This is a genomic window from Olsenella sp. AGMB03486 (assembly GCF_040884255.1).
In the GTDB taxonomy this organism is placed as follows: Bacteria; Actinomycetota; Coriobacteriia; order Coriobacteriales; family Atopobiaceae; genus Olsenella_L; species Olsenella_L kribbiana.
The window spans coordinates 1-25,204 of record NZ_JBEVTM010000026.1 but is presented as its reverse complement, the minus strand read 5'-3'; the positions used below and the strand labels follow the sequence as shown (position 1 = coordinate 25,204).

Below are 25,204 nucleotides of genomic sequence, written 5' to 3'. Positions count from 1 at the left end.
GGGGCCCCTGCACCATGCGGGGGCCCTTCCTGCATCTGCTATTCTGTCTCTGGCAGCTCGGGGAGACCGAACTCTTTTCTCAGTGCCTGGAAGCGTGCCTTCTCCTTCTCCTTTACCGGCTTAGACGTATCGTTCAGGGTGTGGTGCATCACGTCTGCATCTTTGAGCACCTCATCGAAGGGGCTATCGATCCGATCCTTGCTGTCATGGTTATAGATGGCAGAACAGATCATATTGGCCTCTTCGGGGGTCGTGAGATTCAGCTCATCTAGTACCGTTCGGGCGAGTGCTGCGCCCCTGTGGGCATGGTCGCTATAGCTGCCCGTCTCATAAGCTGCGAGATCATGAAGCATTGCTGCCATAGAGGCAAGCTCAGCGTTCTGCCCGCGCTTCTCGGCTATGAGGGTCGCCGCAAGGGATGCCCCATAAAGATGTACATATGCGCTTCTCCTGGTCTTCTGGTCCAGGGCATCAAGCCTGGCATCGACATAAGCCCTCAGCTGCTTGAGACGTGACATGGTGCCTCCTTAGGACGAATATCTCCTTGTATCGTACGCTGAAGCAGGAAGAGGGGGCAGCGGTCCCGGCAAGCGGCTGCAAAGCCTTACAAGGCCTTTGGGGCTACGTTCGCCCTCAGCCCTGCATGTCCGATTGCTGATGGGGTATATCATGTCATCGGTCAGCTAACCCCTGAGATCTATGAGGTGATTGCAGTGGCACGTATCGGCGCACTCGAAGCAGGCGGCACAAAGATGGTCATGGCAATCGGCGATGAGGAAGGACATATCCTCGAGCGCGATTCGGTCCCGACGACAGCTCCTGAGGAGTGCGTACCTCCGATGGTCGAATGGTTCCGTGAGCGCAATATAGATGCTCTCGGTATCGGTGCTTTCGGCCCGACCTGCGTCGACCCCGCAAACAAGCTCTTCGGCTCCATCCTCGAGACCCCGAAGACGGCATGGCGGTATTACAACTTCAGGAATGCCTTCGTGGAGGGCCTCCATATCCCTGTGGGCTATGACACGGACGTGAACGTTGCCTGCCTCGGAGAGGCTGTCTACGGCGCCGCCAAGGGCCTTGACTACGTCGTCTACGTCACGATCGGCACAGGAATCGGTGCTGGTGTCATGGTCGAAGGCAAGCTCATGCACGGCATGATGCATCCTGAGGCCGGACACATCCTTTTGAAGAGGGATCCTGAGGATACAGCTCCAAGCAGCTGCCCCTATCATGATGACTGCTTCGAAGGCCTTGCTGCCGGACCTGCCATCCAGAAGCATTGGGGAAAGCCGGCAGCTGAGCTTACCGATAATCCGCGCGTCTGGGACCTCGAGAGCTACTACCTTGCCCAGGGCCTCATGACTTACATTCTCTGCTACTCGCCGAAGAAGATCGTCCTCGGTGGTGGCGTCATGCACCAGGAGCAGCTCTTCCCGCTCGTCCGCAGCAAGGTGGCGCGCATGATGAACGGCTATATCGTGACACCCCAGATGCAGGATCTCGACAGTTATATCGTGTCTGCCGGCTGCAATGGCGACCAGGGCATCCTGGGCTCGCTCGAGCTTGGCAAGAAGGCGCTCGCCGAAGCATAAAGCAGGACTGAGACAGTGCGAGATGAAGCATGCCCGTGCCGAAAGGTGCGGGCATGCTTATCTAGACTATCTAGATGGCAAGCGCGATGATGAGCGATATGATGCCAATGCCTGCAAGCGGGAGGCACCCGCAGACGAAGGAGGCGAGCGGAGCAAGCTCGTAGTACTTCACATAGCAGAGAAGGCTCAGGAGGAAGCCGATGGCTGCAAGAATCGCGATGAGCGCGGCAGAAACGATGCGGTCCTGCGCTGCGAGCCCTGCGGCGCAGAAGAGCTCGAGTGCCAGCCAGGCACAGAAGAGGACAAGCTCGGTCGTAGGGACCCGGCTGAAGAGGCGCTCAGTCACGAAGAGCAGGACCATGTAGAGCACGATGCCTCCCGCAAGCGCGATGATGCCGGCATGGGGAGGAGCGAGGATGCCTGCACCCTGGGCAATGCGCGTAGCGCCCAGAGCGCCCAGGATGACAGCCAGAATGATGGCTGCGATACCGACATAGCGGAGCGGACCTGTGGCTTCCTGGCCTCCCACCTTCGGCCAGAAGAAGATTGCCCACCAGGCAAGATAGGCGAGGCAGCATCCTGCCATCTGTGCGTGGCCGCATCTGATTGCTGCCAATGCTGCATCCATTGTGTGCCTCCCTGCAACTGCATTCTGCCTTGTACCTTAGCAGCCTTTCGTGAAGCTTCCTGCGCATTTCGCGCATGCCTGCTTCCCATGTCATCTTCCTATTTGGCAATGTGCAGTTTGCGTAACAATCCGCAAACATAGTGTACGGGCCAGCAATTGGCACAATTCAGCCTGCCAGTAGGTGTATTCTCAGCACGGTATGTGCGCACGGGGCGCACTTTTGTGCGATTGCAGGAAGGCGCGGGGAGCGCCCAGATCCTGCGTATCGAAGGGAGAACCATGTCGAAAGGTATCGTTTCGTCTTCGCTGTCCCGCCGTCAGTTCCTCGGCTTCGCAGCCGCAGGCGCGGCCGCAGCAGGGCTTGCTGGCTGCGGCAACTCCAGCTCGAGCAGCTCTTCTTCGAGCAGCGAGTCCAAGACGATCGACACGCTGCACGTTGCATTCGTGCCTTCCAAGGATCCTGACCAGATCATCACGGCTACCGATCCTCTGAAGCAGATGCTCATCGATGAGCTCGGCAACCAGGGCTACACCGTGAACGATGTCGACATCACGGTCGGCACGAGCTATGAGGCAGTCGGCGAGGGCCTGACCTCCGGTACCATCGACGTGGGCTTCATTCCGGGCGGCACCTATGTCCTCTACTCCGATGGCTGCGAGGTCCTGCTCACCGCTACGCGCAACGGCCTTTCCATCGACTCCGACGATCCGAAGGACTGGAACGACCAGAAGCCGACCACGGCATCCGACCAGCAGGTCACGTTCTACCGTGCCCTCCTCATCGCTGGCCCGAGCGATGCCGGCAAGGCTCTCGGCGACAAGGTCAACAATGGCCAGGAGCTCACCTGGGACGACATCAACGGCGCCAACTGGTCCGTCATGAGCTCGAGCTCTCCTGCAGGCTATATCTATCCGTGCCTGTGGCTCAACGACAACTACGGCAAGACGGTCCTCGACCTCACGCATGCTGTCCAGTCCGACTCCTACGGCTCCGCCTTCGCACGTCTCGCTTCCGGCCAGGTCGACGCTCTGTGCGTCTATGCTGATGGCCGTCGCGACTATGAGTCCAAGTGGACGTCCGACTACAGCCGTACCGCCGGCATCTGGGACGAGACGAATGTCATCGGCGTCACGAAGCCGATCTACAACGACACGATCTCTGCCTCCAAGGCCTCCAAGACGATGACCGACGACTTCAAGAAGGCCTTCTCCCAGGCCATGATCAACATCGGCAACACCGATGAAGGCAAGAAGGTCATTGCCATCTACAGCCACAACGGCTATGTCGAGGCACAGGACTCCGACTATGATTCCGAGCGCGAGGCTCAGGAAATGGTCAAGAAGCTCAAGTCGAGCTCCAACTCTTAAGGCATTCTGAACGCGTCGGTACCACTCCTGGTGGCCCGGCGCGTTTTTCCGAACGGGGATGCGTCTGGCGTCCCCGTTTGCATGCAGGTCTCATGACAGGATGGATAGATGATAGAGTTCTCCCATGTGTCGATGCGCTACCCGAACGGGTTCGAAGCGCTCAAGGATGTCAACCTCACGATCGAGGACGGCCGCTTCGTCGCAATCATCGGCCGCTCCGGTGCCGGCAAGTCGACCCTGATCCGCACGGTCAACCGCCTGAATCCAATCACCGAGGGCACGGTGACCGTCAACGGCACCGATGTCGGATCGCTCAAGGGCAAGGAGCTGCGTCGCTTCCGCCGCAAGATCGGCATGATCTTCCAGTCGTTCAACCTGATCACCCGTACAACCGTGATCAGGAACGTGCTGACCGCCTTCGTGCCTGATATCCCGTGGTACAGGGCCCTGTTCGGCATCTTCACGAAGGAAGAGAAGATGGCGGCACTCGAGTCCCTCGACAAGATGGGCATCCTCGACAAGGCCTACGTCCGCTGCGACCAGCTCTCCGGCGGCCAGCAGCAGCGTGTCGCCCTTGCGCGCACGTTGACTCAGAACCCTGAGATCATCCTTGCAGACGAGCCGGTCGCTTCGCTCGACCCGATGACCGCCCGTCAGGTCATGGACGACCTGAAGCGCATCAACCAGGACATGGGCATCACGATTCTCCTGAACATCCACCACGTGGACCTCGCGCTCAAGTACTGCGACTCCGTCCTCGGCATCCGTGCCGGCGAGGTCGTCTACTATGGCCCTGCATCCGATGTGAACCAGGATGTGCTCGACGAGGTGTATGGCAAGGACGCCGAAGGCGACGAGGCACCGCTCATCGTGCCCGAGCTTTCCAAGGAGGCGGCCGATGCCCGCTAAGCACGCCAGCGCCAAGGTCCCCGAGACGATCTCGGGCGGCATTGCGCTTACCTGGTATGACAAGATATTCAAGCCGAAGACCGTGACGCTCGAAAACGGCAAGACCGTCACGAGGCGCGCTTCCCGCGGCCCTGTCATCGCTGTCCTCATCATTATCGTCTCTATCATCTCGATCCAGGTCACTGGCTTCGATATGACGGTGCTGGCAGAGAATGGCGGACGCTTCTGGGACATCCTCTTCTCGATGTTCCCGCCCAACTGGGACTACATGCCATCCGTGTGGCAGCCGCTCTTCGACACGATCAAGATGTCGCTTTTGGGCTCCTTCATCGGATCTGTCCTCGTGATTCCGTTTGCTGTCGCCGCATCGACGAACATCGTCCACAGCAAAGTCGTCGTCGCCCTCATGCGCCTTCTGCTTTCGATCATCCGCACGCTGCCGACGATTGTCACGGCCCTCATCGCGACCTACATCTTCGGCCTCGGCACGCTTGCCGGCACGACCGCTATCGCAATCTTCACGTTCGCCTATGTCGGCAAGATCCTCTACGAGGAGATCGAGACCGTCGATATGGGTGCCTTCGAGGCAATGGAAGCCATGGGTGCGAGCAAGGTCCGTGCCTTCACTTCCGCTATCGTGCCGCAGATCCTGCCATCCTATCTCTCGAACTGCCTCTTCTGCTTCGAGGGAAATGTCCGCTACGCGTCCATCCTCGGCTACGTCGGTGCAGGCGGCCTCGGCCTTGTCCTCAATGAGGGCATCGCCTGGCGCATGTATCCCGAGGTCGGCATGGTCCTCGTGGCGCTCTTTGTCACTGTCTTCATCATCGAGTCCATCAGCCGCGCACTGCGCAGGCGTCTGGCTTAAGGAGGTCCGCATATGGAAGAACGCATTCTCAAGGCATATGAGGACCGCCCGAAGGGCTGGCTCTTCGAGCTTGCCTGCGCCGTTGTCGTCGTTGCCCTGCTTGTCTGGAGCGGCTCTGCCGTCGAGGCATCCGGCACGGGCCAGGATGGCGGACAGATCGCCCTCAACATCCTTGCCGGCATCGCGCATCCTGATACCAGCCTGCTTTTCAACCTTACGACCGGAGGCGTGCCGTACCTGCTCGTCGAGACGATCTGCATCGCCTTCCTCGGCACGGTCGTCGGCGCCATCATCTCGATCCCTTTGGCCTTCCTCGCCTCGAGGAACCTTACCGGCAGGGTCGTCTCGAACATCGCCCGTCTCATCATCATGGCCGTCCGTACGGTGCCGCCCTTCGTCTACGGCCTCATGTTCGTGCGTGTCACTGGCCCTGGCCCCTTCGCTGGCCTTCTGACGATGTCGCTCTGCTCTGTCGGCATGGTCTGCAAGATGTACATCGAGACGATTGAGGATCTCGACTACCGCATCCTCGAGTCGCTCGACGCAGAGGGCGCAACGACGTGGCGCAAGATCCGCTTCGGCGTCATTCCGCAGCTCTCGAGCTCCTTCATTTCGACGGCCATCTACCGCTTCGATATGAACCTGCGCGACGCTACCGTCCTCGGCCTCGTCGGCGCTGGCGGTATCGGCGCTCCGCTCATCTTTGCAATGAACGCCTACCGCTGGAACGAGGCAGGTTCGATCCTCTGGGGGCTCGTCGTCCTGATCCTCATTGTCGAATACATCTCGACGCGTATCCGCACGCATCTGACGAGGGGTGTCTAGGTGTCAAAGCTCCATATCGCATTTACGTCCGATACGCATGGACATATCCTCGATGAGGACTATGCAACGGGCAGACGTGCACACATGGGCATCTGCCGCCTCATGGACCCCATCCACGACTGGTGCTCTCACGGCGACTCCCTCATCGTCGATGGGGGAGACACCATGCAGGGCACGCCTCTCATGAAGGTCTGGCTCCGCGGCAGCCGCAGGGGCACGAATCCCTGCGCGCTTGCCCTGAACCGTCTTGGCTGCGAGTATGTGACGCTCGGAAACCATGACTTCAACTTCGGGCGCGACGTGCTTCAGCAGTACCTCGAAGAGCTCGATGCAGTCTGCGTCTGCGCGAACGTGCACGACGAGCGCGGGGAGCTTCCAATCGTCCCGTCCTCTGTCTGCACGCTCCCTTCGGGCCTTGTTCTCGGTATCACCGGCATCGTGACGGACTATGTGAATATCTGGGAGAGGCCAGAGCATCTCGAGGGCATCACGATCGAAGATCCCGTGTCGGCGGTGCAGCGCGAGGCAGCGAAGCTCCGCGAGGAAGCAGACCTGGTCGTCTGCATCTATCACGGCGGCTTCGAGGAGGACCTTGCCACCGGCAGGCGGCTCTCGAAGACGCGCGAGAATGCTGCCTGCGAAATTGCACGCACGGCCGATATCGACCTGCTCCTCACAGGCCACCAGCATATGGCAGTCGACGGCGTGAAGATTGCGGGCACCTGGTGCGTGCAGCCGCCAGCAAACGCTACGAGCTTCATTGCGCTCGAAGGCACAGACGATGGCTCTGGCTGGGTGTGGAGCTCAGATCTCATGGCGGCAGATGGTGCACCCGACGACCTGCTCAGCTCCATGCTCGCACCGCTCGCTGCCAAGACCGAAGAGTGGCTTGCCGAACCGGTGGGCGAGCTCGAGGCTCCGATCGAGGCTGAGGAGAAGCTCTCCTGCGCCCTCTCAGGCTCTGCCGTCGCCCATCTCATCAACGAGGCACAGATCGAGGCGGGCGGTGCAGATATCTCGTGCACGGCACTGCCGAATGGCGCCACGGGCCTTCCGGCGAAGGTCATGGAGCGCGACATCTGCGCTGCCTATCCCTTCGCGAACCTCCTCATGAAGGCAGAGATCACGCGCGAGGTGCTGCTGTCCTCGCTCGAGCGCTGCGCCTCCTATCTCGAGCTTGGCCCAGACGGCAAGCCTCAGATATCAGACCTCTTCCTGCGTCCGAAGGTCGAGCACTATAACTTCGATCTCTATGAGGGGATCCACGCCGTTGCTGACTTGAGGCTTCCTGTCGGCAGACGCATCACCGAGCTTACGATGGCAGACGGAAGTCCCGTACCCGAGAAGCTGACGCTTGCCTTGAACGACTATCGTTCGACCGGCACCGGCGGCTATGAGGCGCTCGGAGAGTGTCCGTCTGAGCCTGTCGGCTCCGACGAGGTCCCTGACATCATTGCGGCCTTCCTCAGGAAGAAGAGCCCCTATGTGCCCAGACGCACCTGCTCGCTCGAATTCATCTGGCAAGACTGAGAAGTGCCGGGAAGAGACGATCTTCCCGGCACTTTTCTCTGCTTGGCCCCTTTTCCTAGCGGAGCTTCACCGTGAAGGGCCCTTCGTCCTCGACGGGAGCGATATCCACGATATCGTCGATACGGTAGTCGATCGGGAAGTCGCGGTAGGCGTTCTGGAGCTTCCCGAAGAAGGAGGAGATGGCATCGGGCGTGCCCTGGAGCTCCATCCTGACCGAGCCATCCCATTCATTCCGTACCCAGCCGGTGAGGCCAAGCTCGAGCGCAATCCTGCGCGAGGTCCAGCGGAAGCCGACGCCCTGGACCTGGCCCACGAAATGCACGGTGCAGCGCCTCAATGCCTTCCTGTCCTCTTCTGCCATGGCAGTCTCCTTCCTCTTGTTCATGTCCCGATGATACCCAAATGTACGGAGACACGGCCTTGCTGCGGCCCGGTTTCGTGCCATTTGCCTGCTTCCCCTCAGCTATGGCCTGTTCCCTCTGCCTATACTGGGAAGGATAATCAAGGGTGCAGCCGATTCCAGGAGGTGGCAGATGGCCTTCGTCGAGTTCAGGGATGTCTCGAAGATATACCGCATGGGCGAGGTGGAGGTCGCTGCAGTCAAGGACATGGGCTTCACGATCGAAGAGGGCGAGTTCGTCGTGATTGTCGGTCCCTCGGGTGCCGGCAAGACAACGGTCCTGAACATGCTTGGCGGCATGGATGCAGTCACGGATGGCAAGATATGGGTCGCAGGGACCGAGGTATCGGGCATGGGGGAGCGCGACCTCACGTTCTACCGCCGCTACGATATCGGCTTCGTCTTCCAGTTCTACAACCTCGTCCAGAACCTCACGGCGCTTGAGAACGTCGAGCTGGCAACGCAGATCTCGAAAGATCCGCTTGATCCGGCGACGGTGCTTCGCGAGGTCGGTCTCGGCGAGCGGATGGACAACTTCCCGGCACAGCTTTCCGGCGGCGAGCAGCAGCGCGTCTCCATAGCCCGCGCCCTCGCAAAGAATCCGAAGCTCCTGCTCTGCGATGAGCCGACAGGAGCCCTCGACTATGCGACGGGCAAGTCGATCCTGCATCTTCTGCAGGCAAGCTCGCATGCACACGGCAAGACCGTTGTCGTGATCACCCACAATGCCGCCTTCACGGCTATCGCAGACCGCGTGATTCGCATCCATGGGGGACACGCTGTGGCAAACGAGGTCAACGAGCATCCTCTCGATGCCGATACCCTGGTCTGGTAGTGCCATGAAAGGCGCATTCAGAAAGAGCCTGCTTCGCAAGATCTCAGGGTCGTGGGGACGCTTCCTCGCAATCCTCGGTATTGTCGCGCTCGGCTGCGGCTTCTTTGCCGGCCTCAACATGGTCGGCCGCGACATGCGCCTGGCAGGGGATGCCTACTACGATGATTCTGCGCTCTACGATATCCGCCTTGTCTCGACGCTCGGCTTCACTGACCGCCAGATGGACAAGATACGGGATACCGAGGGCGTCGAGGATGTGATGCCCTCCTTCTCCTGCGATGCGATGGTCTCGCTCAACAATGATGAATACGCGGTGAGGATCTCCTCCCTGCCGGAAGGTGCCGCGGAGGGCACCTCCTCCATGAACAAGGCGGAGCTTGTGAGCGGTGCGTGGCCTGAGGCAGACGATGAATGCGTGATGAGCGCCGATGTATCGATGCGGGAGAATCTCTCGATTGGCGATGCCGTGACAGTCCTCTATGGGACAGGCGATATCGACTCCGTGCTCACGCAGAAGACATTCCGCGTCACGGGGCTTGTGCGCTCGGCCGACTATGTGGATACCTCGCTTCTTGGCACGACAGCCTTGGGGTCAGGCAAGATCGAGCAGTACCTCTTCGTGCCTGATGGAGCTTTTGCAGACAATCTTCCCTATACGCAGGTCTATGTCACGGTCACAGGAGCACGCGCAAAAGATGCCTTCTCGGACGAGTACACAGACATCGTCGATAGTGTCGAGACGAGGCTCGAGGACGAGGCAGATGACCTTGCCCGGGACCGTCTGGCTGAAGTGAAGGATGCAGCGCAGGAGAAGGTCGACGAGAGCAGGGCGACCTACGAGAGCGAGAAGGCAGACGCAGAGAGCCATATAGCTCAGGCACAGTCGCAGCTCGACGATGCCCTGGCGACGCTTGAGGAGAACAGGCAGGCACTCGAAGAGGGCAAGGAGAAGGCTGCATACGGCTGGAACACGTACTGGGAAGAGAGGCGCCAGGCCGAAGCACAGCTTGCCTCGGCCAAGGCCCAGCTCGAAGCGAGTCTGTCTCAGCTTGATGATGCGGAAGCACAGCTCGGGATGACGGAGGCGGATATCGATGCGGCACGCCAGAAGCTCGAGGAGGGCAAGAGCGAGCTCGAGGCTGGCAAGGAGACATGGGAAGAGAAGCGCTCAGAGCTTGTCCAGGCGGCATCTGACATGGACACGATCCAGGGCGTCCTCACGACGCTCGATACGTGGGCACAGCGCACGGACGAGCCGACCGAGGAGGAGATCTCTGCCCTCGCAGACGAGGTAAAGGGCGGCATCGAGGCTGCAAAGGACCTTGCCTCCTCAGACCTTGTGGACTTCGGCGACGAGGAGACGAAGGCGCGTCTTGAAGCTCTTGCCGACGAGGTGATCTCCGAGTTCGACGGCATCGACCTCGACGACGATCCGGAAGCTGTCCTGGATCAGATACGCGCTGCCGCTTCTGCTGCGATAGCAGATGTCCAGGAGGCCTGCACCGAGGTTGAGACCCAGATTGCATCCGGCATAGACGAAGGCGATACGAAGATTGCAGACGCCGAGCGCGAGCTTGCCGACAACGAGATGAAGCTCGATGAGGCGCAGAGCGCCCGCACCCAGATAGATGCGGGCAGGCAGCAGCTGGAAGAAGGCTGGGCGCGCTACTTTGAGAGCAAGAAAGATGCCGAAGCGCAGCTTGCTTCGGCGTACCAGCAGCTCGTGGACGCAGACAGCCAGATTGCCTCAGGCGAGAGCCAGCTCGAGGATGGCTATGCGCAGTACGAGGAGGGCATCTCGGAGCTTGTCAGCAAGAAGGCAGAGGCCGAGAGCAGGTTTGCCGATGCTGCCCAGCAGCTCCAAGCTGCGCAGGATGCGGTCGACGGCATCGCCGAGCCTTCGGTCTATGTGCTTGATCGCACGAAGGGCGTAGGACAGGTCAGCTACGGAAACGATGCCTCCCGCATCGATGCGATTGCCCAGGTCTTCCCGCTCTTCTTCTTCCTCGTGGCGGCCCTTGTGGCACTCACGAGCATGACCAGAATGGTCGAGGACGACCGTATCGAGATCGGCACGTACAAGGCGCTTGGCTACTCGGCGGGGCAGATTGCGCAGAAGTATCTCTTCTATGCCGGGGCTGCCTCGCTTCTGGGTGCCGTGCTCGGCACGCTCTTCCTCTCGCAGCTTCTGCCTGCAATCGTGACGCGTGCCTACGGGACGATGTATGTCGTGCCGTCGCTTCCGTTCCCACTGCCGATCGATGTGCCGACGGCGCTTCTTGCCTGTCTGGCAGGAGCCAGTGCGACCTTGGCTGCAACATTTGCTGCCGTATGGGCAGAGATGCGCGAAGTGCCCGCAGCCCTCATGCTGCCGAAGGTGCCTCCTGCCGGAAAGAGGATCCTGCTCGAGTACATCCGTCCGGTCTGGCACCATATGAGCTTCCTCTGGAAGGTCACGTTCAGGAATCTCTTCCGCTACAAGCGCCGCCTCGTGATGACCCTGATCGGCATTGCTGGCTGCTGCGCCCTGCTGCTTACGGGCCTTGGTGTCCGTGATGCGATATCCGATATCGTCGACAAGCAGTACGGCGATATCTGGCACAGCAACGTGGAGGTCTCGCTCGACGAGGACGCGACGGAGGAGGACAAGGAGGCGGTCGAGAGCTATCTTGCGGATGCCGGGGCAGAGACATCTGGTGCCTGGACCGAGAACCTCAACATGCAGGCAGGGTCTGAGACGGCTTCTCCTCTTTCCTGCATCCTCATCGTGCCTGAGGACCCTGAGAGCTTCTCTGGCATGGTGACGCTCAGGGAGCGCACGTCCGGGGCATCGGTGCCGCTCGACGAGGACTCGGTGCTCGTGAGCGAGAAGCTTGCCTCCGAGCTTGGACTATCTGTCGGCGATACGATCGAGATCTACGACCAGGACGATATCGGCAATGCGGCAGGAGAACCCCATGCGCTTGCGATCACGGGCATCTTCGAGAACTATCTCTCCTACTACGTGATTGCAGGGCAGAATGCCTATACGTCTGCCTTTGGCGCAGAGCCCAAAGCCAGCCGCCTCTATGCCTCGGCACCAGGGACGGCTCAGGAGCACCGCAGCATGGCAGAGGAGATGCGGGACCTCTCAGGCGTCTCTGCCGTCTCCTTCAACGACGACACGATCTCGTCCTACCGTGCGATGCTTGCGACGGTCGATTCCGTCATGGTCGTGCTCGTCGTCGCAGCGGCCCTCCTTGCCTTCATCGTGCTCTACAACCTTACGAACATCAACATCCAGGAGCGTATCCGCGAGATTGCAAGCCTGAAGGTCCTGGGCTTCACCCGCCACGAGGTCGCATCCTACGTGTTCCGCGAGATCATCCTGCTCTCTGCTCTGGGTGCCGCCATCGGCCTTGCTGCCGGCATCTTCCTCGAGCGGTTCGTTATCGTCACGGCCGAGGTCGACTTCGTGATGTTCGGCCGCGATATCCATCCGGCAAGCTTTGCGATCGCATTCGGGATGACCATGATGTTCACGCTGATTGTAATGGCGGCCCTCTCGCCGAAGCTTGCCCACATCGATATGGTGGAAAGCCTCAAGTCGGTCGATTAAGATAGGTAAGGACAAAGCTGGAAAGCACTCCTGGAAGATGTTCCGGGGAAGGAAGGCAAGCCATGGCAGAAGCGAAGTTCTACCTTATGACAGACTCTCCCTGCGACTTCACGCAGCAGATGGTGGATGATGCGAATATCGGCATGTTCCATTTCACGTATACGGAGGCCGGCAAGGAGGATGGCGGCTTCCACGGCGTGGACGACCTCTTCGTGTCCCGCACGCCACACGAGTTCTATGAGGCAATCAGGCACGGAGCGATGCCGATGACATCGCAGCCGGCACAGATGGAGTTCGAGAAGGCGTTCCGCGAGCGTGCCGATGCAGATCTGCCGACGGTCTATCTTGCGTTCTCGTCGGGCATCTCGGGCTGCTATGAGGGCGCCTGCACGGCGCTTGACCGTGTGAAGGACGAGCTGGGCAGACCCGACCTTCCGATCTACATCGTGGACTGCAAGATCGGCTCCACGTCCCAGTATCTCTTCATGGTCGAAGCAATACGTCAGAGGGACAAGGGCCTCACGGCGACCGAGATGGTCGAATGGGCCAAGGAGGCACGCTACTTCGTCCAGACCATCTTCATGGTCGACGACCTCGATGCCCTGCATAGGGGAGGACGCGTTCCCAAGAGCGTCGCTGTCGTCGGTGGCGCCCTCGATGTGAAGCCGCTTCTGACCTTCGACCTCGATGGTGCGCTCTCTGTCGTCGGTGTCACGCGTGGCCGCAAGAAGGGCCTCCGGAAGATGGCATCGTTCTACGAGAGGACGCACAACACGGATATGTTCTCTTCGGTCGTCGCAATCGGCAATGCCGACTGCCCGAAGGATGCCGAGCGCTTGGCCGACATGATCCACAAGACGGACGAGACGGCGGTGACGATGATCTCGACGATTGGCCCGACCATCGGCTGCCATGTGGGGCCGGGCATGGTGTCATGCTGCTTCTGGGGTCCCGACAGGAGGAAGGGCATGTCGGTCTCCGACCGCATCGCCCAGAGCGTGCGCGGCAAGAACTAGAAGAGATACCTATAGACATGAGCGAAGGGTCCGGATTGCTCCGGACCCTTCGCTGTGAGTACCTCGCTTTGATTCCTGTGCCTACTGGGCGTTTTCGGCAAGCTCGGTCGCGAGCTTCCTCCAGGTCTTGATTGTCTCTGCCATGACAAAAGACTTGAAGGGCTTGAGATCGCCCTGGCGGTTGAAGGCCTCGAGAGCCTCGTAATAGGCGGGGCGGTCGGTCGCGAAGATGACCGCAGGTGGGTTGCCGCCCATGATGAGGGTGTAGTTCATGAGGAGGCGGCCAGAGATGCCATTGCCGTCAGCGAATGGGTGGATTGTCTCGTAGCTGGCGTGGAAGAAGCTTGCTGCCGTGAGGACACGCTTCGGCGTTGCGTCGCCGAGGGCGTCGCTCACCTGGTCGCAGAGGTCGTCCACAAGGCCCGGGACCTCTTCGGGGTCTGCTCCGATCTCCGTCGAGTCGGGGATGATGCAGTCGCCGAGACGGAACGTGCCAGGGCGCTCGCCGTCTGCGAAGTTGCGCTCGGAGTAGGTGGCAGCGCAGAGCGTCTGGTGCAGATCGAGCACGAGCGAGGTATCGATCGGGCGCTCCTCGGAGAGGTACTGCGTTGCACGCATCCAGGCGCGCTTCTGGTTGAAGACCTGGACGAGCGGCTTGAGCTCGCCGGTGTAGTTCTCCACGGCGTCCTTGTCGAAGATCTGGCGTGCCACTTCGTGAGAGGTGTGTTCCTTCTCGATGCGTGCCGAGTTGAGCGAGAACGAGAGCGCAAAGTCATCGAGCGCTGCCTGCTTCGTCGTCTCGTCGAGATCTTTCCACCAGCCGCAGATTCCGAGATACATGCCTTCGAGGTTCATCGTGTGCCTCCCTATGAGAGCGGCCTTGTGCCGCATTGGTATCAGAACCATCGTATCCCAATTGCTGCCGTCTCAGCACAGGGGCGCCAGACGATGCGGCCAATGGGGGAGAAGGCAGCATCTGCGCAGGTCATGCGCGTTCCGTCTGCATATCTTGGGGAGATGTTCTGGAGACGTCTCCATAAGCCTAGAAGCTATATACAAAGCAAAACTTAATAACATAGCGTAGTGCACAGTAGTATGCAATGGAAAATTGGCTATGATTTGAAAAATTTTGAAAATCATGCTAAACTAGTGCCAATTCGTCAGAAAGGGGCACGTGCATGTACAAAGTCGGCGAGTATGTGGTTCATCCAGGCCAGGGCGTCTGCAAGGTAGAGGAGATTACGGACGATGCGGCTCCCTCCTACAAGCTGATGCCAGTGGGGCAGAGGAACCCGATGCTGATCAGCTTCCCGGTCGCATCCGAGGGACGGCTGCGTCCGATTCTCTCGCGCGAGGAAGCGCGTGCCATCATCCGCGAGTATCCGACCATGGCAGTGGAGAAATTCACGGACAGGAGCCGTGCGCTTGAGGAGGAGCACTTCAAGAAGGAGATCAAGAACGGCTCCTGCCAGGACTCTGTCCGCATCGTGAAGACGTTTCGCAAGCGCATTGCCGATGTCCAGGCAAAGAACAAGAAGCCGCCTGTGGTCTTCCAGCGCATCTTGAAGGAAGCGAGCGAGCGGTCGCTGCGCGAGATGTCTGTTGCTCTCGATATGAGCTCAGAGGATGTCGCGGCGCTCTTCGAGTCGTCTGTGGCAGCTTCCGAGAACTAGCACAAGAGGGGCCTGCATGAATCTCAGACAGCTCGAGTATTTCATGGCAATAGCCGAGGAGCACCAGATCACGGCAGCTGCCCGGCGCCTGCATATCACCCAGCCGCCTCTGTCCTATGAGCTTTCATCGCTCGAGCGCGAGCTCGGCGTCAAGCTCATAGAGCGCGGGCCCCGCTCTGCGGAGCTGACCGAGGCAGGCCAGCTCCTCTATGCGCGTGCCGAGCGCATCCTCTCGCTCACGAGCGCAGCGACCCGCGAGGTCAAGAGCTTCGGACAAGGGACGAGCGGCACGCTCTCTGTCGGCATCATCTCCTCTTCGGGCGGGTTCATGCCGACACCTTCGATGCAGCGTCTGTGCCGCAACTATCCGCAGCTCAGGCTCGAGCTCCACGAGGGAAATACGTATGAGGTCCTCGATATGCTGAAGCGTGGCGAGGTGGATGTCGGTGTCGTGAGGACACCGTTTCCGCTTGATGGGCTCAATGTCACCTATGCCTCGACCGAGCGCATGCTTGCCCTCATCCCGAAAGGCATACGCTGCGGCAAGAGCCCCGATACAATCACGCTCGAAGAGCTCTCAGGCCAGCCGCTCGTGATCTATAGGCGCTTCGAGCACCTGCTCGAGGATCTCTTCAACGAGCGCCAGCTCACATTCTTCCCGGCCTGCGTCGCAGACGATGCCCGCACGGCCTGCGTGTGGTCGACCCGCGGCATGGGGATAGGCCTAGTGCCTGAGTCGTTCCTGGCGACGATGAAGCATGGCGGGACGACGAACAAGATCGTCGACTGTCCCGAGCTCGTGACCCAGATGACAGCGGTCTGGCGGAAGGGAAGCTATCTGCCGCCTCTGGCCGAGCGCTTCATCAAGATGTTCGAGAACGACTGTGCTGAAGAGGCAAAGGCGAAAGAGGCCCAGAAGGCGCAGGAGGAAGCAGAAGACCCAGAAGATGCATCTGAGTGAGCAATATACCAGAGCATGAAGAAAGCCCCGGAGCCGAGCGCTCCGGGGCTTTCTGATGTCTGCCCTGAGGAAGGGAGAAAGAGGGCAGATGACGGGGATATCACTTAGGCGTCTGCGTCCTCGTCAGAGGATGCGCTCTCCTGGATCTTTGCAGTCTGGACCTGGGAATCGGGCTTGTCTTCCTCCATGCCCTCCTTCACGTTGTGGATCGTCTTGCCGATAGCGCTGCCGAGCTTCGGCAGATTCTTCGGCCCGAAGATCACGAGGGCAACGATGAGGATAACGAGCATTTCAGGTGCGCCAAGACCGCCAAGCATAGTGTGCCTCCAAAGCTAGGTGCCCAGCGCATCTGCGCTGGCTCTTCTTGTAGCTCACATGCTAGGACGCGGCTTTGCGCATGTATAATACACGGAACTCACTTTCCTATATAGGGATTCTATGGCAGGCTTTCTGCCTGCGCAGATGCAGGCGATCGATGTGTCAGTGAATGAAGCATCGATTTGGGCTCGATGCATAGAAAAGCTGTATCTGGGCTACCAGAATCGATCTCTATGGATTAAGATACGCGTGAGCCGGCTTGTGCCGGCTGCATCGTATTGGCTCATCGAAGGAAGTGCACGTGGAAGCGCAGGATTCTCAGGACGGACAGACTTCGTCGGACAGCACAGCCTCCGCCTTGCCTGAAGGCTTGGTCAAGGCTCCTGTGTCTGGCAGGGTGGTCCCGCTCGAGGAAGTGCCCGATCCGGTCTTCAATTCCGGCATGCTTGGCCAGGGCTGCGGCATCTGGCCGGAGGAGAACTATCTGAGGGCGCCCTTCGACGGCGTCGTCTCCTCGATCAGCCATACGAATCATGGCATCGTCCTCACGTCTGATGCGGGTGTCCAGTGCATCGTGCATGTCGGCATCGATACCTGCGAGATGCAGGGAAAGGGCTTTGCCCGCCTCGTCGAGAAGGGCCAGCATTTCTCGGAAGGCGATCCGCTCATGCGCTTCTCGATAGATGCAATCAGGAAGTCGGGCTACCGCGAGATTGTCGTCTGCGTGGTCCTGAATTCGGAGCAGTACCAGAAGATCGATCTTGTGCCTGCCGAGGGACATGTTGCAGCAGGGGAGCCCCTGCTGCAGGCCGAGGCTGCTGCCTAGGCGCTGGCCAGCACTGCGGAATCTGCGACAGGATGTACTGAAAAAGGGTGGGACTGTTCATGCGAGCAGTCCCACCCTTCGTTCTTGCTGCTGTTCAGCGTCTAGCGCTCGCTGCGGTATCCGCCACGGTCGCCACGGTCGTTGCGGTCGGAGCCGCTACGATAGCCGCCGCCACGGTTCTGGCTGCCGTAGCCGGAGTTGAAGTCCCTGCCGCCACGATAGCCGCCATCGCGCCTGTTGCCGCCACGATAGCCGCCACGGTCTCCGCCACGGGAGAAGCCGCCACGGCCACCACGGTCGCCGCCACGGGAGAAGCCGCTACGGCCGCCACGATCGCCACCGCGGAAGCTGCCACGGTCGCCGCCGCGGGAGAAGCCATTGCGTCCGCCGCGCTCGTCACGTCCGCCACGGCGGTCGTCGTCCCTGCGGGGCTTGGTCGGTGCATCGGGATCGTCGCCGAGGGCAAGGAGCTTCTCCTTGAGGGAGTCGCTCACGGTATCGACGGCCGCCTCGAAGGCAGCCTTCGTCTCTGCATCGAGGACGCCGAAGACCTCCTCGTCCGGATCGAGCTCGTCGAGGTCGGGCACAGCTGCCTTGCCCTCGTCGGTGAGCTTCACGAGCGTGACGCGGCCGTCCTCTTCGCTCTTCTGGCGCTCGACGAAGCCCTTCTCCTCGAGCTTGCTCAGAAGCTCGGAGAGGGACTGCTGGCGCATGCCAAGAAGGAAGCAGAGCTCCTTCTGCGTGGTCTCAGGCTTTGCCTGGAGCATGGCAAGGACGCGGCCCTGGCCCTGCAGGGGATCGCCGATGCCGCCGTGAGCCTCGGTGTTGAGCTTGATGTAGCGGTGCATGAGGCGTGCCATCCTGCCCGCCTTCTCGACGAGCGACATGTCCTCAGGCGTTGCTGCGGGCTCAGGCGTCTCTTCGGCAGCCTCGATCTCGACATTCTTCTCTTCGTCCATTCCAACCTCTTCCATAGTTGTGCATCTGCTGTGCAGCAGATATCTGTCTGGGGGATTTGCCATACATGACAATACTCGCAGGAGAGAGTCCTATCTGCGGGAATGGGCTTTATCGGCCCATCTACACGTGACGTCCATAAAAACAGGTACCTGTACAATTATTTCACAGTGCCACGCCCATGAAAGGTATGCTGGGAAGGCACAGAACGTGACGACCAGGACGGTGCATCGATGCTGACCATCAACCATGCGATACTGCATGCCTATGACTTCGAGACAAGTTCGAACTATGAGAGCACACGCGAGCTCGATGTGAGCGAGAAGGCCATTCGCTCCTATGTGACGAGGCTCGTGCGCAAGACCCTTTCCTCTTCCGAGAGCAAGCACGGGATGTTCAGCCCTGAGAGCAATTTCCACGAGGAGCTCAGGCGCTACCGTGCCTCAGAGCTCGATTTCGTGGCCCTCTCGAAGGAGGTAGGGGACTTCTTCTTCGAAGAGCTCATGAAGTCGGATGACAAGCTGCCCTATGACCTGCTTGTCGCCGATGTGACGGATACAGAGAAGGCGTCTGCTCCCCAGACCGACGAGGAGGTGGATGCCTCCTTCGAAGGAAATGCGCGCGAGGTCTTTGCGATCGTGCTGCTTGCCAGAAAGCAGGGCTATGTGCACGATGTGCGCGAGGACATGCATCTCACCGATATCGTGAAGACCGATGCGCTCCTGCCGCTGCCGACGCAGAAGGTGGACTCCTATGCGGCAATCGATCTCGGCACAGGCGAGATCGACTTCTCGGACAAGGCGCGCACGATTGCGGGACAGGAGTCCTTCATCATCCCTGACGGCCTTCTCCAATGCACCCAGGAAGCCTCGACCCGCGAGGTCATCCAGAGCGTGACGCTTGCCGTCCAGGATGTGGCAGAAGAGTATGGCCTCACGCCGGCAGTCGAGGTGAGCCGTGCCAAGGCCTATGTGACGGAGCAGGCAGACGAGGCGGAGGCAATCGAGCCGCGCGAGGTCGGCAAGAAGATCTTTGCAGACAGGCCCGAAGCTCAGGCGCGCTACGAGGAGAAGATGCGCGAATCGGCAAGTGCCGCCTCCATCCCCGAGGAGGTGCCGGTGAGGCCGTCTGTTGCCCATCGCATCGCGAAGAACCACCGCATCCGCACCGATACCGGCATCGAGATAACGTTCCCGAGCGAGTATTCGTCAAACGATGACTTCATCGAGTTCACGACCTTGCCGGATGGGCACATCTCGATCACGATCAAGGGTGTCGAGCACATAGAGAACAGGTAGAAGAGAGCCCCGGCACCTGTCCGGGGCTCATCTGTCACGTATTGTCTCCGGCGTCTTCTGTGCCCTCATCGCCCTTCTCCGGCACCGGCGCATCTTCGAGCGTCAGGCTGAAGTCGCAGCACGGGTCTCCATCGGCAAGGCACATCGTGCGCTCGAGCTTGATGCCTGCAAGCTCTGTCCAGACATCGGGCATGCGGCAGGCGGCGCGCATGAGCTCTGGCACCCCGAGCTCATGGTAGAGCCTCAAGATGCCGCAGCTCCGGTACGTCACCATGTAGTCTCTGTCGGACCCCGTGGTATAGATATAGCGCCAGCCATAGTCTGCGCACCGCATCTGCGTGAGCAGGGCGCTTCTCTGGATGTCGCGCTGGCCCTGGATGCTGAAGTCGTCGCGGAGCTTCGCTGCGATTTTCAGGCAGGCGCTGCTGCGGGCGCAGACATCGGCAAAGAGTCCGGCACACTCCTCGGGGGTCGGCGCGACGTCGGGGTCCTGGGCGCGCGCGGCGATATAGACGCTTGCCAGAAGGCCCGCCTGAAGGAGCGACCAGAAATAGCGCCTGCCCTGGCGCGGGTCTTCGATGCCGCCGACGATCTCGCGGAACCGTATCTGCGCATTCTTCATGATGGCGGAAGCATCTTCCTGCCCGTAGCGACGGGTCAGCTCCGCCCTCAGGTCCCTTTCGAGAATATGCCACACGAGACGTGGCGTCATTCCATACTGCATGTCGAGAAGATGCTCCTTGCTGGCAAACGGTCCCAGACAAGAGGATACTATGACGGAAAACGTTTGGGGAGTAGCTTGGCCGTAAGCGAGGTTTCATGAGTTCGCCTTTCGTATCCTTTGCCTTGATCATGGCAGTAGCGGCAGCAGCGCCGTATATCGCAAGTCTCGTTCCGGGACGCGCCGTGCCGGAAGTGGTCTTTCTCGTCTTTGCCGGTGCCCTTCTGGGGCCGAACATGGCAGGTGTCCTCTCGACGTCGTCTTCTGCCATCTCGTTCCTGTCTGATCTGGGCGTCGCCTTCCTCTTTCTCAATGCGGGCTATGAGATAGATCCGAAAGACCTTGGCGGACGGATGGGTCTCCATGCCATTCTTGCCTGGGCGGTATCGCTCCTGCTTGCCATCCTGCTCACGACGACCTTGATGGCAGACCGCTTCACGGGACAGGCGGGTGTCGCCTTTGCCATCTGCCTCACGACGACTGCCTTCGGCACGCTTGCGCCGATCATGCGCGACCGCCATCTCATGGGGACGCCCGTGGGGCGTGCGGTGAGCGTCTATGGTGCCTACGGCGAGCTCCTGCCGATCCTGGCAATGGCGCTTCTGATGTCGACGAGGAGCACGCGCGCAACGATTGCGACGCTTCTGATCTTTGTCGCTATCTGCCTTGCGATCCTTGCCTTCCCGGCACTGCTGCCCCGTGTGCGCGAGAGGATCGACTCCTGGCTGAAAGAGAACGCTTGGTCGGGCTCGCGGCCTCTCCTGCGCCTCTCGATCCTCCTTCTCTCTGTCCTTGTCATGGCCTGCGAGGTGCTCGATCTCGAGCCCGTGCTCGGCTCCTTCATCGCCGGCTTCATCCTCGGCGCCTTTGCACCGCATGACCATGTGCTCGAGGAGAAGCTGCAGGATATCGGAAACGGCTTTCTCGTGCCTGCCTATTTCGTTATCTCGGGGGCTGGCGTGAGCCTGCCGGCAGCCTTTGAAAGCGTCAGCCTTCTCTTCGGCTTCATCGGCCTTCTCGTCCTTATCCGCGGCGGCATTGTCGCCGTCTCCCTCAACATCAACAAGGAGACACGCGGCATGCGCAAGCGCGAGAAGTATGCCGTTTCCGCCTACTGCACGATGGCGCTGCCGCTTGTCGTGGCAGTGACGGATGTGGCGGTCGAATCTGGCGCCATGGGCACGAATACCGCCTCGATTCTCGTTTCGGCAGGAGCGATTACGGTGCTCCTCATTCCTATCGCGACAAGCTTCGTGCGTGTCGGTGCCGAGTCCGATGTCTTCCTCGCTGTGCATGAGGTGGCAGCAGAGAAGCTGCCGATCCAGAAGGTCTGGAAGAAGCACCGGGCACTCCTTCAGGCCGACGAGAAGCGCTTTGCCGCAGCTGTCGAGGAGCAGAAAGAGCACGGCCACAAGCTCGACTCCTTCGAATATCTCGTGACCGGCGCCCCTCCGACAAAGAGCTGGAAGGAAGATCCTCAGGAGAAAACGGAATAGAAGGCCAGATAGGCCAGATGAGGAAGGGAGCCGGCAGTGCCAGCTCCCTTCTGCTTCCACGCTTCTCGGCTATCCGATCCGGTGCACCCGGGCAGGATCGAAGCGGCCAGGACCTGTGGGAGAGATGGGCTTTGCGGGATGTCCGACCGCAACGATTGCGAAGGGGGCAAGGCCTGCATCGTCGGGGATTCCCAGGACCTGTGCGGTAGCGCGCACACGCTCCTCCATGGGGTAGATGCCCTGCCAGACAGCACCCAGGCCGAGCTCTGCCGTCTCGACGAGGATGTTCTCGATTGCAGCACCCATATCCTGCTCTGCCATATCGGGGCAGGGGAGGCTTTCTGTCTTCAGGCAGGGAACGATTGCAAGCGCAGCATGAGCGCAAGGCTTCGCATGCGGGGAGGCAGAAGCGAGCGCCTCGAGCTGGACCTTGCCTTCGACAACCCAGAATTCCCAGGGCTCTTGGTTCATGGCAGAAGGCGCTGCCATGGCAGCCCGCAGAAGCCGCTCCACCTGCTCCTCTGTGACCGCTTCGTCTGTGTATACCCTCACGCTCGTGCGGGCAAATACCGGATCCTGTGTTTCCATGTCGGTCCTTTCTCGTGAATCTTCTCCGACTCTTCCCGAAGCTGGCCGATGATATGCTGGGAGAGTCCGAAAGGGGTCTAGGAACAATGACGCTCGTGCAGCTGCGCTATGCGATAGAGATTGCCGAAGCAGGATCCATCTCTGCTGCGGCAGCGCGTCTGTTTGTCGCGCAGCCGTCGCTCTCGAAGGCGATCTCTGAGCTTGAGCATGAGATGGGCATCCAGATTTTCGAGCGCTCGCGCAGAGGCGTCGAGGTGACGGAGGAAGGGACACGCTTTCTCTCCTATGCAAGGCAGGTCGTCGAGCAGGCAGAGCTCCTCGAGAGCCACTACCTCGGCGATACCTCTGGCGTGCGCCGTGTCTTCGGCGTCTCTGCCCAGCACTATGCCTTTGTCGTCAATGCCTTCGCCGAGCTCGTGCGCGAATATGGGCAGGACCGCTATGAGTTCTCCCTGCGTGAGGGAACGACGTTCGGCACGATCGAGGATGTGCGCCTGCAGCGCTCGGAGCTCGGCGTGCTCTTCCGCAACAGCTTCAACCGCGAAGTGATCACGAATGCGTTGCGCGATGCCGACCTCAGGTTCTGCCCGCTCTTCGAGGCGAAGGAGCATGCGTTCCTCGCAAAGGGACATCCTCTCGCAGGACGCACGAGCGTGAGGCTCGAAGATCTGGCACCCTATCCCAGGCTCTCCTATGATCAGGGCATGAAGAATTCCTTCTTCTTCTCCGAGGAGCCCTATCCGACAGAGGCAGTGGACAAGGCAATCGTCGTGACGGATCGGGCGACCCTCTTCAATCTCCTGATCGGCCTCGATGGCTACACGATCTCGTCGGGCATCCTTTCGGCCGACCTCAACGGTACGGATATCGTGGCGGTGCCGCTCGAGCCCGCCGGCACGATGGAGATCGGCTATATCAGCCAGGTCCACCGTCCGCTCTCGGCTCTTGCCAAGAGCTATCTCGACCATCTCGAATCGTATGTCAGGCGCTACTTCTCGAATTCGGATATATAGCGCGAAGCTATAGGTAGCGATAGATAACTCGTAGTTTCATATGGCACCGATTGATGGGATGATGCATCCATCAGACAGCAGACCCTGATGGAGGCAGCCATGAGCATTGCATATGACAGGAAGACCCCGCACCGCTTCGACGTCGTCGGAAGCTTCCTGCGGCCAGAGAGGCTCCACGACGCGCACTATGCCTGGAAGGCAGGAAAGATCTCCGCAGGAGAGCTCAAGGCCATAGAAGACGAGTGCATACGAGACCTTGTCGCGAAGGAGAAAAAGGCAGGCCTCGGCGTGATCACAGACGGCGAGTTCCGCCGCGAGACCTGGCATCTCGACTTCATGTGGGCCTTTGACGGCATCGCCCACAAGCCTGCCGAGGCAGGTCTTCCGTTCCACGACGAGGTGGCAAAGATCGACGATACGTACCTTGTGGGCAAGATCGCCTACAAGGGCACCCATCCCTTCATCGACCACTTCCGCTTCGTCCAGGCGCTTGAGGACGAGCGTGCCGTTGCAAAGCTCACGATTCCGGCGCCTGCCCAGTTCCTCGAGCAGTTCGCGATGCCGTTCAACAAGGAGACGACGGACAAGGTCTATGCAAGCCATGCAGAGCTTGCAGACGATATCGTGGCGGGATATGCTGCCTTCATCCAGGACCTCTATGCAGCAGGCTGCCGCAATCTCCAGCTTGATGACTGCTCGTGGGGCATGGTCGTCGATCCGCATGCAGAGCAGTTCTTCGGCGTCGATGAGGCGGGACTTGAGCAGGTGAAGGAAGCGCTCCTCGAGGTGAACAACCGCGTGCTTGCTGCCTGTCCCGAAGACCTTACGGTCAATACGCATATCTGCCGTGGCAACTTCCATTCGACCTGGGCCTGCGAGGGCGGCTACGACGGCGTGGCCGACTTCCTGCTTGCCCGCGAGAATGTGCATGCCTTCTTCCTCGAGTACGACGATGCACGCTCCGGCAGCTTCGAGCCGCTTGACAAGGTGCCCGAAGACAAGCTTGTCGTGCTTGGCCTCGTGACGACGAAGCGCCCCGAGCTCGAGGACCGCGAGACCGTGATTGCACGCATCCATGAGGCAGCGAAGTATGTGCCGCTTTCGCGACTCTGCCTCTCTCCCCAGTGCGGCTTTGCCTCCTGCGACTGCGGCAACAAGCTCACCGAGGAAGAGCAGTGGGCAAAGGTTGCCCTCGTGCGCTCCATTGCAGAAGAGGTCTGGGGCTAGGATCTTCCCATGCAAAGCAGGCGGCGCCCCGCATCCTTATGGGTGCAGGGCGCCGCTGCCTTGTCTCTAGGAAGTCTGCCTAGCCGAGCTCGGCGAAGTCCGGCTCGAAGATGTCGGCGCAGCTGAAGGTATGGGCGCCTTCGTCGTAGGCGAATGTGAAGATGGAGCAGTTCTTGATGCCGGGATGGTACTGGACGACGTTCGCGTCCTTCCAGGAGCGGATGAAGTTCGCGCAGGCTGCTCCGTGGCTCACGGCCAGAGCGCAGGACACATCCGGGCGGGACATGATCTCTTCGGTCGCCTTCCGCATGCGTGCGACGAGCGTCTCCTGGGAGTCCCCGCCATACGGCACGAAGAAATCGCCGAAGGGAGGGGCAGGATTCAGGAAATTGTCTTCCCCCTCGTAGGCGCCGAAGTTCCATTCCTTGAGGCCACGGAGGCGCTCGTAGGGAGGGATCTCTCCATAGGCCTCGAGACAGACATCCTCGAGCGTATCCGAGGCGCGTTCGCTCGTGCTCGAGAAGAAGTGGTCGGGGTAACAATCTGCTAGTCGGTTG

General features: G+C 60.2%; 25 protein-coding genes. 16 read left to right on the top strand and 9 right to left on the bottom strand.

The window, feature by feature from the left end; all coding sequences use genetic code 11:
* Window positions 1-38: 38 nt before the first annotated feature.
* Window positions 39-518: an HD domain-containing protein gene (locus ABVS03_RS10400; RefSeq protein ID WP_368019049.1), complete on the bottom strand. Its 480-nt coding sequence runs from the start codon at window positions 516-518 to the stop codon at window positions 39-41.
* A 195-nt stretch (window positions 519-713) separates the two neighbouring features.
* Here ABVS03_RS10400 and ABVS03_RS10395 point away from each other — a divergent pair, with 195 nt between their 5' ends.
* Window positions 714-1,592, top strand: a complete 879-nt coding sequence (locus tag ABVS03_RS10395; RefSeq protein WP_330972867.1) for an ROK family protein — start codon at window positions 714-716, stop codon at window positions 1,590-1,592.
* Between the two features lie 70 nt (window positions 1,593-1,662).
* Here the strand turns inward: ABVS03_RS10395 and ABVS03_RS10390 are convergent, their stop codons facing one another.
* Complete coding sequence (locus ABVS03_RS10390) at window positions 1,663-2,220, bottom strand: hypothetical protein (RefSeq protein WP_330972868.1); 558 nt, start codon at window positions 2,218-2,220, stop codon at window positions 1,663-1,665.
* Window positions 2,221-2,499: 279 nt separating this feature from the next.
* Between ABVS03_RS10390 and ABVS03_RS10385 the strand changes: the two genes are divergently transcribed.
* The 5 genes from ABVS03_RS10385 (at window position 2,500) to ABVS03_RS10365 (ending at window position 7,720) form a co-directional block, all read left to right on the top strand.
* Window positions 2,500-3,588 carry a phosphate/phosphite/phosphonate ABC transporter substrate-binding protein gene (locus tag ABVS03_RS10385; protein ID WP_368019048.1) on the top strand — a complete coding sequence of 363 codons (1,089 nt, stop codon included), beginning with the start codon at window positions 2,500-2,502 and terminating at the stop codon, window positions 3,586-3,588.
* A 108-nt stretch (window positions 3,589-3,696) separates the two neighbouring features.
* On the top strand, window positions 3,697-4,497 hold the full coding sequence (gene phnC, locus ABVS03_RS10380) for a phosphonate ABC transporter ATP-binding protein (protein WP_330972870.1): 801 nt from the start codon (window positions 3,697-3,699) through the stop codon (window positions 4,495-4,497).
* Window positions 4,487-5,365 (top strand): phosphonate ABC transporter, permease protein PhnE, encoded by an 879-nt coding sequence (gene phnE / locus ABVS03_RS10375; protein ID WP_330972871.1) that lies wholly within the window; start codon window positions 4,487-4,489, stop codon window positions 5,363-5,365. Before phnC ends, phnE (ABVS03_RS10375) begins: the two co-directional genes overlap by 11 nt.
* Before the next feature lie 12 nt (window positions 5,366-5,377).
* Complete coding sequence (gene phnE, locus ABVS03_RS10370; protein WP_368019047.1) at window positions 5,378-6,190, top strand: phosphonate ABC transporter, permease protein PhnE; 813 nt, start codon at window positions 5,378-5,380, stop codon at window positions 6,188-6,190.
* Window positions 6,191-7,720 (top strand): bifunctional UDP-sugar hydrolase/5'-nucleotidase, encoded by a 1,530-nt coding sequence (locus ABVS03_RS10365; protein ID WP_368019046.1) that lies wholly within the window; start codon window positions 6,191-6,193, stop codon window positions 7,718-7,720. It begins immediately after the preceding gene.
* 55 nt (window positions 7,721-7,775) lie between these two features.
* Here the strand turns inward: ABVS03_RS10365 and ABVS03_RS10360 are convergent, their stop codons facing one another.
* The gene (locus ABVS03_RS10360) at window positions 7,776-8,081 is read right to left on the bottom strand and encodes an acylphosphatase (RefSeq protein WP_368019045.1); all 306 of its coding nucleotides are present in this window, start codon (window positions 8,079-8,081) and stop codon (window positions 7,776-7,778) included.
* A gap of 172 nt (window positions 8,082-8,253) precedes the next feature.
* Here ABVS03_RS10360 and ABVS03_RS10355 point away from each other — a divergent pair, with 172 nt between their 5' ends.
* The 3 genes from ABVS03_RS10355 to ABVS03_RS10345 all read left to right on the top strand — a co-directional run bounded on the left by ABVS03_RS10355 (window position 8,254) and on the right by ABVS03_RS10345 (window position 13,569).
* Window positions 8,254-8,955 (top strand): ABC transporter ATP-binding protein, encoded by a 702-nt coding sequence (locus ABVS03_RS10355; RefSeq protein WP_368019044.1) that lies wholly within the window; start codon window positions 8,254-8,256, stop codon window positions 8,953-8,955.
* Window positions 8,956-8,959: 4 nt separating this feature from the next.
* Window positions 8,960-12,553 (top strand): FtsX-like permease family protein, encoded by a 3,594-nt coding sequence (locus ABVS03_RS10350; RefSeq protein WP_368019043.1) that lies wholly within the window; start codon window positions 8,960-8,962, stop codon window positions 12,551-12,553.
* A gap of 62 nt (window positions 12,554-12,615) precedes the next feature.
* Window positions 12,616-13,569, top strand: coding sequence for a DegV family protein (locus ABVS03_RS10345; protein ID WP_330972877.1), 954 nt, complete (start codon window positions 12,616-12,618; stop codon window positions 13,567-13,569).
* 81 nt (window positions 13,570-13,650) lie between these two features.
* Here the strand turns inward: ABVS03_RS10345 and ABVS03_RS10340 are convergent, their stop codons facing one another.
* Window positions 13,651-14,424, bottom strand: coding sequence for a Fic family protein (locus ABVS03_RS10340; protein ID WP_330972878.1), 774 nt, complete (start codon window positions 14,422-14,424; stop codon window positions 13,651-13,653).
* Window positions 14,425-14,747: 323 nt separating this feature from the next.
* Here ABVS03_RS10340 and ABVS03_RS10335 point away from each other — a divergent pair, with 323 nt between their 5' ends.
* Window positions 14,748-15,242: a CarD family transcriptional regulator gene (locus ABVS03_RS10335; RefSeq protein ID WP_330972879.1), complete on the top strand. Its 495-nt coding sequence runs from the start codon at window positions 14,748-14,750 to the stop codon at window positions 15,240-15,242.
* Window positions 15,243-15,258: 16 nt separating this feature from the next.
* Window positions 15,259-16,203 (top strand): LysR family transcriptional regulator, encoded by a 945-nt coding sequence (locus tag ABVS03_RS10330; protein ID WP_368019042.1) that lies wholly within the window; start codon window positions 15,259-15,261, stop codon window positions 16,201-16,203.
* Window positions 16,204-16,307: 104 nt separating this feature from the next.
* Here the strand turns inward: ABVS03_RS10330 and tatA are convergent, their stop codons facing one another.
* Window positions 16,308-16,520 carry a twin-arginine translocase TatA/TatE family subunit gene (gene tatA, locus ABVS03_RS10325; protein ID WP_330972882.1) on the bottom strand — a complete coding sequence of 71 codons (213 nt, stop codon included), beginning with the start codon at window positions 16,518-16,520 and terminating at the stop codon, window positions 16,308-16,310.
* Between the two features lie 302 nt (window positions 16,521-16,822).
* Here tatA and ABVS03_RS10320 point away from each other — a divergent pair, with 302 nt between their 5' ends.
* Window positions 16,823-17,347 carry a PTS glucose transporter subunit IIA gene (locus ABVS03_RS10320; protein ID WP_368019041.1) on the top strand — a complete coding sequence of 175 codons (525 nt, stop codon included), beginning with the start codon at window positions 16,823-16,825 and terminating at the stop codon, window positions 17,345-17,347.
* 101 nt (window positions 17,348-17,448) lie between these two features.
* Here ABVS03_RS10320 and ABVS03_RS10315 read toward each other — a convergent pair whose 3' ends face one another.
* Complete coding sequence (locus ABVS03_RS10315; protein WP_368019040.1) at window positions 17,449-18,306, bottom strand: MarR family winged helix-turn-helix transcriptional regulator; 858 nt, start codon at window positions 18,304-18,306, stop codon at window positions 17,449-17,451.
* Between the two features lie 231 nt (window positions 18,307-18,537).
* Here ABVS03_RS10315 and ABVS03_RS10310 point away from each other — a divergent pair, with 231 nt between their 5' ends.
* Window positions 18,538-19,602 (top strand): nucleoid-associated protein, encoded by a 1,065-nt coding sequence (locus ABVS03_RS10310; RefSeq protein ID WP_368019039.1) that lies wholly within the window; start codon window positions 18,538-18,540, stop codon window positions 19,600-19,602.
* Window positions 19,603-19,636: 34 nt separating this feature from the next.
* On the opposite strand, the gene ABVS03_RS10305 is transcribed toward ABVS03_RS10310, so the two are convergent.
* Window positions 19,637-20,326: an L-2-amino-thiazoline-4-carboxylic acid hydrolase gene (locus ABVS03_RS10305; protein WP_368019038.1), complete on the bottom strand. Its 690-nt coding sequence runs from the start codon at window positions 20,324-20,326 to the stop codon at window positions 19,637-19,639.
* A 95-nt stretch (window positions 20,327-20,421) separates the two neighbouring features.
* On the opposite strand from ABVS03_RS10305, the gene ABVS03_RS10300 reads away from it, so the two are divergent.
* Window positions 20,422-21,819: a cation:proton antiporter gene (locus ABVS03_RS10300; RefSeq protein WP_368019037.1), complete on the top strand. Its 1,398-nt coding sequence runs from the start codon at window positions 20,422-20,424 to the stop codon at window positions 21,817-21,819.
* A gap of 69 nt (window positions 21,820-21,888) precedes the next feature.
* Here ABVS03_RS10300 and ABVS03_RS10295 read toward each other — a convergent pair whose 3' ends face one another.
* Window positions 21,889-22,407, bottom strand: coding sequence for a nitroreductase family protein (locus ABVS03_RS10295; RefSeq protein ID WP_368019036.1), 519 nt, complete (start codon window positions 22,405-22,407; stop codon window positions 21,889-21,891).
* Between the two features lie 86 nt (window positions 22,408-22,493).
* Here ABVS03_RS10295 and ABVS03_RS10290 point away from each other — a divergent pair, with 86 nt between their 5' ends.
* Together ABVS03_RS10290 and ABVS03_RS10285 are read left to right on the top strand one after the other, a co-directional pair.
* A complete protein-coding gene (locus ABVS03_RS10290) occupies window positions 22,494-23,420 on the top strand; it encodes a LysR family transcriptional regulator (RefSeq protein WP_368019035.1) in 927 nt (308 codons plus the stop codon).
* 99 nt (window positions 23,421-23,519) lie between these two features.
* Window positions 23,520-24,647 carry a 5-methyltetrahydropteroyltriglutamate--homocysteine S-methyltransferase gene (locus ABVS03_RS10285; RefSeq protein WP_368019034.1) on the top strand — a complete coding sequence of 376 codons (1,128 nt, stop codon included), beginning with the start codon at window positions 23,520-23,522 and terminating at the stop codon, window positions 24,645-24,647.
* Between the two features lie 79 nt (window positions 24,648-24,726).
* Here ABVS03_RS10285 and ABVS03_RS10280 read toward each other — a convergent pair.
* Window positions 24,727-25,204, bottom strand: a 478-nt coding sequence (locus ABVS03_RS10280; RefSeq protein WP_368019033.1) for a histidine phosphatase family protein, incomplete at its 5' end; no start/stop codon positions are given.

What these genes read in the sequence shown, in the direction of transcription:
- ABVS03_RS10400 (WP_368019049.1), bottom strand. Translation starts at nt 518, where the DNA reads ATGTCACGTCTCAAGCAGCTGAGGGCTTATGTCGATGCCAGGCTTGAT.
- ABVS03_RS10390 (WP_330972868.1), bottom strand. Translation starts at nt 2,220, where the DNA reads ATGGATGCAGCATTGGCAGCAATCAGATGCGGCCACGCACAGATGGCA.
- ABVS03_RS10385 (WP_368019048.1), top strand. Translation starts at nt 2,500, where the DNA reads ATGTCGAAAGGTATCGTTTCGTCTTCGCTGTCCCGCCGTCAGTTCCTC.
- phnC (WP_330972870.1), top strand. Translation starts at nt 3,697, where the DNA reads ATGATAGAGTTCTCCCATGTGTCGATGCGCTACCCGAACGGGTTCGAA.
- phnE (WP_330972871.1), top strand. Translation starts at nt 4,487, where the DNA reads ATGCCCGCTAAGCACGCCAGCGCCAAGGTCCCCGAGACGATCTCGGGC.
- phnE (WP_368019047.1), top strand. Translation starts at nt 5,378, where the DNA reads ATGGAAGAACGCATTCTCAAGGCATATGAGGACCGCCCGAAGGGCTGG.
- ABVS03_RS10360 (WP_368019045.1), bottom strand. Translation starts at nt 8,081, where the DNA reads ATGGCAGAAGAGGACAGGAAGGCATTGAGGCGCTGCACCGTGCATTTC.
- ABVS03_RS10355 (WP_368019044.1), top strand. Translation starts at nt 8,254, where the DNA reads ATGGCCTTCGTCGAGTTCAGGGATGTCTCGAAGATATACCGCATGGGC.
- ABVS03_RS10350 (WP_368019043.1), top strand. Translation starts at nt 8,960, where the DNA reads ATGAAAGGCGCATTCAGAAAGAGCCTGCTTCGCAAGATCTCAGGGTCG.
- ABVS03_RS10345 (WP_330972877.1), top strand. Translation starts at nt 12,616, where the DNA reads ATGGCAGAAGCGAAGTTCTACCTTATGACAGACTCTCCCTGCGACTTC.
- ABVS03_RS10340 (WP_330972878.1), bottom strand. Translation starts at nt 14,424, where the DNA reads ATGAACCTCGAAGGCATGTATCTCGGAATCTGCGGCTGGTGGAAAGAT.
- ABVS03_RS10335 (WP_330972879.1), top strand. Translation starts at nt 14,748, where the DNA reads ATGTACAAAGTCGGCGAGTATGTGGTTCATCCAGGCCAGGGCGTCTGC.
- ABVS03_RS10330 (WP_368019042.1), top strand. Translation starts at nt 15,259, where the DNA reads ATGAATCTCAGACAGCTCGAGTATTTCATGGCAATAGCCGAGGAGCAC.
- tatA (WP_330972882.1), bottom strand. Translation starts at nt 16,520, where the DNA reads ATGCTTGGCGGTCTTGGCGCACCTGAAATGCTCGTTATCCTCATCGTT.
- ABVS03_RS10315 (WP_368019040.1), bottom strand. Translation starts at nt 18,306, where the DNA reads ATGGACGAAGAGAAGAATGTCGAGATCGAGGCTGCCGAAGAGACGCCT.
- ABVS03_RS10310 (WP_368019039.1), top strand. Translation starts at nt 18,538, where the DNA reads ATGCTGACCATCAACCATGCGATACTGCATGCCTATGACTTCGAGACA.
- ABVS03_RS10305 (WP_368019038.1), bottom strand. Translation starts at nt 20,326, where the DNA reads ATGCAGTATGGAATGACGCCACGTCTCGTGTGGCATATTCTCGAAAGG.
- ABVS03_RS10300 (WP_368019037.1), top strand. Translation starts at nt 20,422, where the DNA reads ATGAGTTCGCCTTTCGTATCCTTTGCCTTGATCATGGCAGTAGCGGCA.
- ABVS03_RS10295 (WP_368019036.1), bottom strand. Translation starts at nt 22,407, where the DNA reads ATGGAAACACAGGATCCGGTATTTGCCCGCACGAGCGTGAGGGTATAC.
- ABVS03_RS10290 (WP_368019035.1), top strand. Translation starts at nt 22,494, where the DNA reads ATGACGCTCGTGCAGCTGCGCTATGCGATAGAGATTGCCGAAGCAGGA.
- ABVS03_RS10285 (WP_368019034.1), top strand. Translation starts at nt 23,520, where the DNA reads ATGAGCATTGCATATGACAGGAAGACCCCGCACCGCTTCGACGTCGTC.